10 protein-coding genes are annotated in these 8,294 nt (G+C 34.2%); all 10 read right to left on the bottom strand.

Annotated elements, in window-relative coordinates; all coding sequences use genetic code 11:
• Window positions 1-372: hypothetical protein (locus VLK81_RS02490; protein WP_456151806.1), on the bottom strand; the 372-nt coding region annotated here is incomplete at its 3' end.
• Window positions 373-442: 70 nt separating this feature from the next.
• A complete protein-coding gene (locus VLK81_RS02485; protein ID WP_324618978.1) occupies window positions 443-718 on the bottom strand; it encodes a hypothetical protein in 276 nt (91 codons plus the stop codon).
• 2 nt (window positions 719-720) lie between these two features.
• Window positions 721-960, bottom strand: coding sequence for a DUF3310 domain-containing protein (locus VLK81_RS02480; protein WP_324618977.1), 240 nt, complete (start codon window positions 958-960; stop codon window positions 721-723).
• On the bottom strand, window positions 953-1,459 hold the full coding sequence (locus VLK81_RS02475) for a hypothetical protein (protein ID WP_324618975.1): 507 nt from the start codon (window positions 1,457-1,459) through the stop codon (window positions 953-955). Before VLK81_RS02475 ends, VLK81_RS02480 begins: the two co-directional genes overlap by 8 nt.
• A gap of 669 nt (window positions 1,460-2,128) precedes the next feature.
• A complete protein-coding gene (locus VLK81_RS02470) occupies window positions 2,129-3,940 on the bottom strand; it encodes a DNA primase family protein (protein ID WP_324618980.1) in 1,812 nt (603 codons plus the stop codon).
• A gap of 15 nt (window positions 3,941-3,955) precedes the next feature.
• Window positions 3,956-5,713 (bottom strand): hypothetical protein, encoded by a 1,758-nt coding sequence (locus tag VLK81_RS02465; protein WP_324618973.1) that lies wholly within the window; start codon window positions 5,711-5,713, stop codon window positions 3,956-3,958.
• Window positions 5,713-6,174: a hypothetical protein gene (locus VLK81_RS02460; RefSeq protein ID WP_324618971.1), complete on the bottom strand. Its 462-nt coding sequence runs from the start codon at window positions 6,172-6,174 to the stop codon at window positions 5,713-5,715. The genes VLK81_RS02465 and VLK81_RS02460 overlap by 1 nt, the downstream gene beginning before the upstream one ends.
• 9 nt (window positions 6,175-6,183) lie before the next feature.
• Complete coding sequence (locus tag VLK81_RS02455; RefSeq protein ID WP_324618969.1) at window positions 6,184-6,813, bottom strand: hypothetical protein; 630 nt, start codon at window positions 6,811-6,813, stop codon at window positions 6,184-6,186.
• Window positions 6,813-7,535 carry a DUF1351 domain-containing protein gene (locus VLK81_RS02450; protein WP_324618967.1) on the bottom strand — a complete coding sequence of 241 codons (723 nt, stop codon included), beginning with the start codon at window positions 7,533-7,535 and terminating at the stop codon, window positions 6,813-6,815. Before VLK81_RS02450 ends, VLK81_RS02455 begins: the two co-directional genes overlap by 1 nt.
• Before the next feature lie 93 nt (window positions 7,536-7,628).
• Entirely contained in the window at window positions 7,629-8,243 is a 615-nt protein-coding gene (locus tag VLK81_RS02445) for an MBL fold metallo-hydrolase (protein WP_324618966.1), read from the bottom strand.
• Between the last annotated feature and the right edge of the window lie 51 nt (window positions 8,244-8,294).

The following is an 8,294-nucleotide window of genomic DNA, read 5'->3' as shown; positions in this document are numbered from 1 at the left end:
GAAACATCCATCAATAGTCTTTCCCTTCCTGTCCTTGATTTCATCATAAGCACTCTCCACACAGTCAGTGAATTTCAAATTGTGAATTTCAGCAATTTCAACTAAGTCTACTAGCGTATGAAATAAAGTATCATAATAGTATTCGTCCCTGATTACTTCCATCATATCTTGAGCTAAACCAAATATCTTTGCTCTTTTATCGTCTTCAATGTCTCTACGATTTAAATCTTCTTTTGCATATTTATAATATTTTTCTATATCCAATTTCTCATCAATCATATTACCAATAACCAACGTCACAAAAACATCGCCTATACTGTCTTTGATACCTTCGATATTGTCCTTTGATATCCCAATTATTAACTCCGCCATTTCTTCCGCCGTCTTGTCTAGTTCTCTGTCTATTGCCCACCGCTCTATTTTTTTAATTAAGTCTTGCATTTTAATATCCTCTATACTTTCTAATATCTTCATTTATTTCACTTAGTATTTCACTTGTAAGCATTAACCTAACCTCTTTACCTATAATATTTTCAAATGTTTTAGAGTCTACAGCAATTACTTTTTCCCTTCTTCTTACAGCATCTCTAGCTATAATATCTTGCAAACTTCTTAATTTTTTATTATTTTCTTTATTTTCTTTAACTCCTTGTTGATAACCTTCTTCATAGGCGTCTGCCAAATCATTGCCAATTCTGTCAATATTGATATTTTCCATTTTTATCCCTCCAAAATCCAATCCAAATAAACTCCACACTTCCTATAATCTTCTTCTCCATTTTTCTTCTCTGCACGTATCAAGTACTTCAAACAATTCCCAATACAAAAACTTTTAAATCCATCTTTACCTAAAACTGCTTTTATAACATCTATACTTTCTACATTAAGACCATCAAGCTTGTAGTGTTTAGGTTCTCTTATATTGCCACAAGTACAGTTTTCACAATTACATTTACTCATCTTCCACCTCGATTTTATCGAACATATTTAGGTCGATATTATATTTTTCTGCCACTTCTTTAATTTCCTTGTCAGTGAATTTATTTTTGTAATAAGGGCTGTTATCGGAACTTAATAAAATATATTCATTGCTACATCCATTAAGTTTTACGTTTAGAAAGTGCCACATATTTGATTCTTCTTCTGGTATCCAAGAATATTTGTCTTTTAATTGGTATTGATATTTCTTTTCTTCTTTCCTTTCATCAATCGGAGTTTTTGCAAACTCTGAAAGTATTTCTATAAGTTCATTCTTTAGCCCATCTGGTAAATTAATAAAATGGAACATATCCGTGTTTATAATGCATGTTTGTTTAGTTCCTACTAAAACTAAAACGTGACACGTTTCAAAATCGCATTTGTCTAAGAAAATATAATTCATTCCTTTTCTAAGCCTTAAATCAACGTTGTATAATCTTCCTAAATCTTGTACTCTTTTTTCTAATTCATCAATTCTCATTTTTTCCTCCTTTTGTTACAGGTAACACTTAGATAACACTTAGATAACACTTAGATAACACTTAGGTAACAGTGAGGTAACACTATATTTCAACCAACTGTTACCCTATTAAATGTTCAAATTTCAACATTTACACCACTTGGGTAACAGTGGTAACAGTATTTTAGCAAAAAAACTTTTTTCCGTAGATTGTTTGTTTTGGTATCAGTAAACAAAGAATCTTATAATATTACTTTTATTAAAGAAAAGGTGTTACTACTGTTACCTATTACCTGATACCGTTGAAACACCAACGTTCTTGAGGTAACAGTTTGAGCGTTTTGAACTGTTACCAACTGTTACCTAAAAATCATCTTGTAAGAAACACCTTACAATTTCCTTACATTTCCTTACAATTTAGTTTTAGCAAAAAGTAAGGATTTTTTGGCTTGATTTCAACACTTACAAGAAATCCTTACAATCTTACAGTAAAATTGCCAAAAAAGTTTTTTTTTCGTAGATTACTCACATGACACAAGTCTTAAAAAATATATTACTTTTATTAAAAAATATTGTAAGATTGTAAGGAAATGTCTTAAAGTAATGAAATTTCAACGTTTTAATCCTTACAATTTCCTTACATTTCCTTACAATTACAAACCTTGCTGTAATAAAATGTAAGGTTTTGGTCTATTCTTCATCTGTGGATTTCACAAAACACCTTGTAGATTTTCCATTTATCCACTTAATCCCACTATTCAAACCGTAGACACTTTTGAGTGTTTCTTTTATCATATTTGATGAATAATTGACTGCATTGTCTTCACACCAATCTTTGTAAGCGTCGTAAATTTCTCTTAGTGGCTTGTTTTCATAGTCTTCAAGTTTTGCACCCTCTACAAATTCCAGTGCAGGATTATTCTCCCTGTGATACTCCTCGTTAAATTTCTCTACTCTTTCAGACTCTGTAAACTTCCCATTTTCATAAAGTCTGAAATAACCTTCAACAATTAACTTTATCCAGTACTCCAGTGCTTCTTCTGTAGTAAGCTTCGTTATAAACAATGGATCCTTCTTTTTTACCTTTGAATACATGGGTAGCCACATGACACGTCTTTTATAACTCTCGCCTTTTTCCCAGGACTTCAATATATGATTACTGGTAAATATCAAACTCCCCGTAAAATACATATTTTCTGCACTTTTGTATAGCTCCCGTGTAGCGATATAGTCACAAGTCGATATATTTTTCAGTATCTTCATATCCTTGTCATTAATCGACTGATCTTGCAGGTCATCTCCTAAATTTGCAAGTTTGCCTTTGAAACTGGAAAAATATCTTTCATCTGATAGCTCCCCAATACTAAGTCCCGTAACATTTTTTGTCCCAAGTATTGTTCTGATTATCGTCAACAAAGTACCTTTTCCATTTCCACCGTCACCTACAAAGATAAAAAACTTTGCAAGTAGTCTTTTAAATTCAGCATTAACTATGAGAGTATGTCCCAGTACTTCCAGCAGTAAATCTCTATAATCCTTGTCTCCACCTGTAAGGTGACCGATATACTTATCCACCACCTCAACAGCTTTCGCTTCAGGATTGTACTCCACACCAATCATATAAGGACTAAAATCTTCAGTCACAAGCTCCGTAAATTCTCCGTCTCTCAAATATCCATTCTTAAACTTGATATCAAAGATAGCTTCTTGTGGTATCTTCTTGCACCTGTATTTCATCTGCTTGATAACCTCATCAACATACCTTGTCCTCTGATTCCCAACCTTTTTGTAAACCAATTTATTCAAGATACTTTCTTCATGTGTGTATCCACCATCAAATTTGAAATAGAACCTCTGTCCGTACTGTAGAAAATCAAGCTCTCCCATCAACCAACTTGCAATCTCGTATTCATTGTCTTTGTCTGCAATTACAACCTCATCTCTTGTAATGGTCAAAAACTCCTCATCACTCAAAGGTTGTGCAAAAATATATTGATTGACAAAAGCTAATATCTTTCTCCAGTCTTTGTGAGTTCCAATCCTTGACCTAAGCTTGAAAAGTGCGTTATTTCTACCCTCTCCGTCATCAAGTCCTACAAGCTCATCAAATCTTTTGTTGGTATTAAAGATGAAAGGTGCTTCCTCTCTGATACCGAAGTTTTCAATATCTCTTAGCTTGCCATTTCTTTTAATCGTCACTGACTGTGTATTTCCTTTATGCTTTATCTCATACTTGAAACCTAAAGGACTAATCTTATTCGCTCCTCTTCTAAAATCATCAGGCTTCTTGAAATACAAGTGACAACCCCTCTGAGTCCATACAACTTGAGTCTTTATCCCAAAGAAACTTATAAGCTCTTTTATCGTCTCTTTTGGTAGAGTGTCAATATCGATTACATAATCAGTATCTTCAAGTATCCAACCAGCGTCTTTGAAAGCCTCACAACTTTCCGACACGTCGGCTCCTATAGCTGCGTGCTTTTCTCCTTCCAGGTATTCCACATACAATTATCTTTCTCACCTCCAGCGTTCAAGATTTTTCATGGTCAAATCATAGTACCACTGAATATCTATTAGATCTTTAAAATTTTCTATTTCACTTACATCACCATTCCACACGAACATGTTTTTTGGTGTATCCGTATACTTAACAAGTCCTCCATCACGTCTTTTTTTCAGCAGCTCCACACCTTTACCCTTCTTTGCAAAGACACGATTAACTTTTGTGCTCAGCACTTTGTCAGGTTCATCAGCTATGACCGTACCTTGAAAGGTGCTTCCAGCTTTTAAGACGTACTGATATAAAAGTGGATTATCCAAATTCTCTATTATCGTATTTTGCACAGGCTTTTCATGTATCAAGTAGTCAACAAGTGCAATCTGCACAACCCTGATATCATTGTTTGCAAAGTACAAGTTCTTTTTGTACTTGTTTACGTCACCGCCTTTGGTCTTAACTTCATCTGTATCCGTGATAGCTATATAGTTATTAACGTCAGTTTGTATCCACCTTTTAAAGTAGTCAGTCCCTAGAGTAAGTCCAAACTCCTTTTCCCACTCTTTTTTTACAATCTCGTCATCTGTACCACTGTATACATAGCCGACACCATCGGTATTAATGTTGATTATCTCCGCTCCGATATTTGCTAGTCTTTGTGACAGTACATACAAGCTAATCTGACCATAGATACATATTGAGTAAGCCAAGTGAGGATTGTTAAGTTGACTATACTGGTTATTGAGTAGTCCATAGGTTGAGTTTAAAATCAGTTTATAAGGTGCTTGCTCTTCTTTCCTACCTTCTGCTTTTAACTTCAACCTATAATCCAGTACTCTTTTGTAGTACTCCGTCTTGTCCTTAAGTCCATCAAGTAAAATCAAAATATTAGGATACATTGAGTTAACATCAGCAAGTCTTACATCTTTTCTTTCGATAAAACCTTTTGGAACTCCGTGTAAACCGCCCCAACCAAACTCAATTACATTTCCGAACTCCTGTACAATAACCTTTTTCTTCTTAAACTTAAAATCAATCGTCGTATCAAGCTGTCGCCACATATCAGCAACTTCTCCTGGCACAAGCTCCAGTAATTCATCATTCACAAGTCTTCTACTTGGTGCTTTTCTTGTAGGTTTTAGGATTTGACCTACTATAGAAGTAGTATTCCATTTATAAGCCCTATCTCTTAATCTCTCTTCCTCAATCATGTCTACAATCTTTTTCTTACTCTCGAAGTAGTCTTTCCTCATCTTGTAGATTTTTATAGTCTGCTCTACATCATACTCACAGTATTTCAAAGTCTCCAGGTTTTCTTTAGGAGTAAGCACTCTATCCAAGTCAAAAGGTACTTTAGACTCTACAATACTAAGTCCCATGTTTCCCTCAACCTTTTTAAGACTTGGTTTAGAAACATCTATTTGTTGAAAGCAATCTATGGTCCTACAATTTTCAATCTTCTTGATACCTACTTCCGACCTTCCTTGTATAAGTGAGTCATTCCAGGTCTTTATCAAGCTTTGAGGTAAATTCTTTGACATAGCATAAAGAATTTTATCGTCATAGAAATGGTTATTATAACCAACCAATGTTTTATCTTTTATAAAATCCCCCAAGTCTTCAAAACCTTGTTTTGTAATTAGTCCTTTATCTAGATATTCACCAAGTCCATCAAGGTGAGAGGAAAAAACTTTGACAGTTTCTCCCTCAATATTCTTAAAAACTACCATGGAGTTATATTTGAAAACCTCGATGTCGTAAAATAATAAGTCATCCATTACCAATTCCTGTTTATTGGCATTACAAAACCAATCACATCAGCGGGACCGTCAGCATCTATAACTCTTGTAACAAGGACTTGTTTTTTTGGTCCCATTGACCAGAAGTAACAGTCTTTAAAGTGTTTTAACAACTTATCATTTACATAAACCTCAAAGTCTTTATCTTTATTATCATATTGAGAAATAAATTTTCTTAGAGGCTTTCCTCCATGTTCTTCTAGTGTCATAGTGTCCAGTAAAGGTTTCTTGAACTCGAAGTTATCAAAAACCCCACAACCTTTTTCATTGACACTTTGATGATCAATTAAAATTTCATTTTCAGGAAGAAAATAACCTACAATTCCGTTTGTGACTAAAGTTTTATTGGTTTCATTTTCTTTTGACAAAATACACCTTTGATCGCTCACGATCCAGTCAATAAAAAGTTTATTCAGTGTTTTAATATTAAATTCTGCCATAATAACCTCCTACGCCCATTTAGGCTTTTTAATCTCTGCATAAGTAAACTTCTTAAAAGCTACCTTAACCTCAACCATAATATTCTTACCTACAATCTTTTCAGCGTCTTTGACTTCAACACCGAATTTGTCTTTAAATTTTTTGTATTGACGTTCTTTCTTTTGAGGATTTGTAAACCACTGTTTTTTAACTTCAATATAATCTGCATACATCATCTTACTTTCATATAACTTTCCTTCATGCTCAAAGTAAATATGAACACCTTTACCGTCGTCTTCAATACTTTTTATAGTTGTCTCAAAGATTTTACCTTCATCTTCTTTGTCAAACTTTTCAACAACTACTGACTCCCAAAGTGAATTAAATCTGTCATAACAGTAAACGTCTTTTTTCACTCCTACGCAGTCACTAAGCTTGTCAAAGGTAGTCTCAAAGTACTCTTTGCACCATTCGTCAACTTTTTTAGCCTTTTCTTCGTCGTCTATATATTCATTCTTGTCGTTGTCGTAAATTTGTTTATTGAAAGCAACTTCAAGTACTTGTCCTTTTTCTTCGTCTAAAAAAGTCAAAGTTGCCTTCTTGTTCTCATTCTCGTATACTACTTCAATCAATTCTAAATCTTCTCTTAAATTTTCCATTATATCCTCCTGTAATCGATATCATTTTCTTTCATCAATAACTCTATAAGTTTTGCGTCTTTTTCTGTAAAGACTTCAAATATAAACTTTTCTGTCTTCTCAACTTCACTGTCTTTTAAAATTTCTTCCTGTTCTTGTAAAAGCCTCTTCTTCTCTGATACAATTTGAAGTGACATTGCAAGGTCTTTTTCTTCTTTATACACAAGCATGAGTTCGTTGCAGTCTTCGTGCTTTCTTATAACTTCAAGGTCTCTTTCTGACTTTTCTAAAAAGTCTGTCATGTCTTTCTCGACTTTTGACATAGACTCTGATTTGTTTAAGTGTTTTGAAGTTAACCAGTCCTCGAAGTCAAAGATCCTTGCAAGGTCATATTGTGCAATTCTTAAGTCCCAAATTTCTTTTAACTCTTCAGTCTTCTTTTGTCTTTCTTGCTCTTCAAGGTTTCTTACTTGACTTCTAACAATTTCGTCAGCTTCTTTGACTATGCTTTCTATCTCTTTGACTTGGGAGTTGAAAACCTCGTAAGGTTCGTTAATCGCCTTTTTTATTTCAATTCGCCTGTCGTTTAGTTGCTTTACAGCCTTATTTACTCGTGCAAGTACTTTTTTAACTGTCTTGACGTTTTCATCTGTGACTTCCATTTGACTTATGAAGCCCGCTATTTCCATAGCTTCTAATTTCAGTTTTTCGTAACTTTGAAACTTGACTTCTCCTCTCGTCAAAGTGACTTGAGGTTCAAAAACTTCTATGTTTGCCAACTTTATTCCTCCTTTTCTGATTTTCTGACCTATAAGGTCCTTTCTTACTTCCTTTTCTCAATAAAATCTTTCACTTTTGTGCAGCTCAATCCAAAGACTTTCTTTGTCTTTCCTGTACATATAGTAGAAAGCCTTTGACTGCTGTGTACTCAAGTGTCTCATAGCTCCCTTGTAAGCGTCGTAGCCGTATAGTTTCTTTGATACATCTTGTATAGCCCCGATTTTCTTTTCATCATGGTTGCTTTCTAAGAAAAGATAATCGTACTTTACTTTTGGTGCAAGCTCTAAGCTACAAGTGTCAGTAGCATATATAAGTGACTTTCCGTCTTTTCTTACTGTGTATCCGTGGCAAGGTACGTCGTGAACACAGGGGAAAGATTGTATAATCCTGTCTTTGAATTTTAGCTCTGTACTATCACCTACCATGTAATCAAGCTTTACCTTGGTGACTATATCCCAATTTCCAATCCACTTGATCCTGGGAAACTCTTTTTTTATCTTCTTTACAGTGCTAACCTTGATATGATCCGAGTGTGTATGAGTGATTAAAATATACTTAATCTTATATAGCTCCTTTTTTATGGATCCATAAGGAACTCCAACATCAAACATCATGTCATCCACAATCACACAGTTTCCACTTGAACCACTTGAAATTATCTTGTATCTCAAATCTCTGTAATCACCTCCTCTAATTTAGTTTATATACCGCATACACGATCC

It is taken from the genome of Citroniella saccharovorans, from assembly GCF_035481615.1.
Taxonomy (GTDB): domain Bacteria; phylum Bacillota; class Clostridia; order Tissierellales; family Peptoniphilaceae; genus Citroniella; species Citroniella saccharovorans.
Note: the sequence above shows the minus strand (reverse complement) of the source record. Positions and strands in the feature narration are given on the sequence as shown.

What these genes read in the sequence shown, in the direction of transcription:
- VLK81_RS02475 (WP_324618975.1), bottom strand. Translation starts at nt 1,459, where the DNA reads ATGAGAATTGATGAATTAGAAAAAAGAGTACAAGATTTAGGAAGATTA.
- VLK81_RS02455 (WP_324618969.1), bottom strand. Translation starts at nt 6,813, where the DNA reads ATGGAAAATTTAAGAGAAGATTTAGAATTGATTGAAGTAGTATACGAG.
- VLK81_RS02460 (WP_324618971.1), bottom strand. Translation starts at nt 6,174, where the DNA reads ATGGCAGAATTTAATATTAAAACACTGAATAAACTTTTTATTGACTGG.
- VLK81_RS02465 (WP_324618973.1), bottom strand. Translation starts at nt 5,713, where the DNA reads ATGGATGACTTATTATTTTACGACATCGAGGTTTTCAAATATAACTCC.
- VLK81_RS02480 (WP_324618977.1), bottom strand. Translation starts at nt 960, where the DNA reads ATGAGTAAATGTAATTGTGAAAACTGTACTTGTGGCAATATAAGAGAA.
- VLK81_RS02485 (WP_324618978.1), bottom strand. Translation starts at nt 718, where the DNA reads ATGGAAAATATCAATATTGACAGAATTGGCAATGATTTGGCAGACGCC.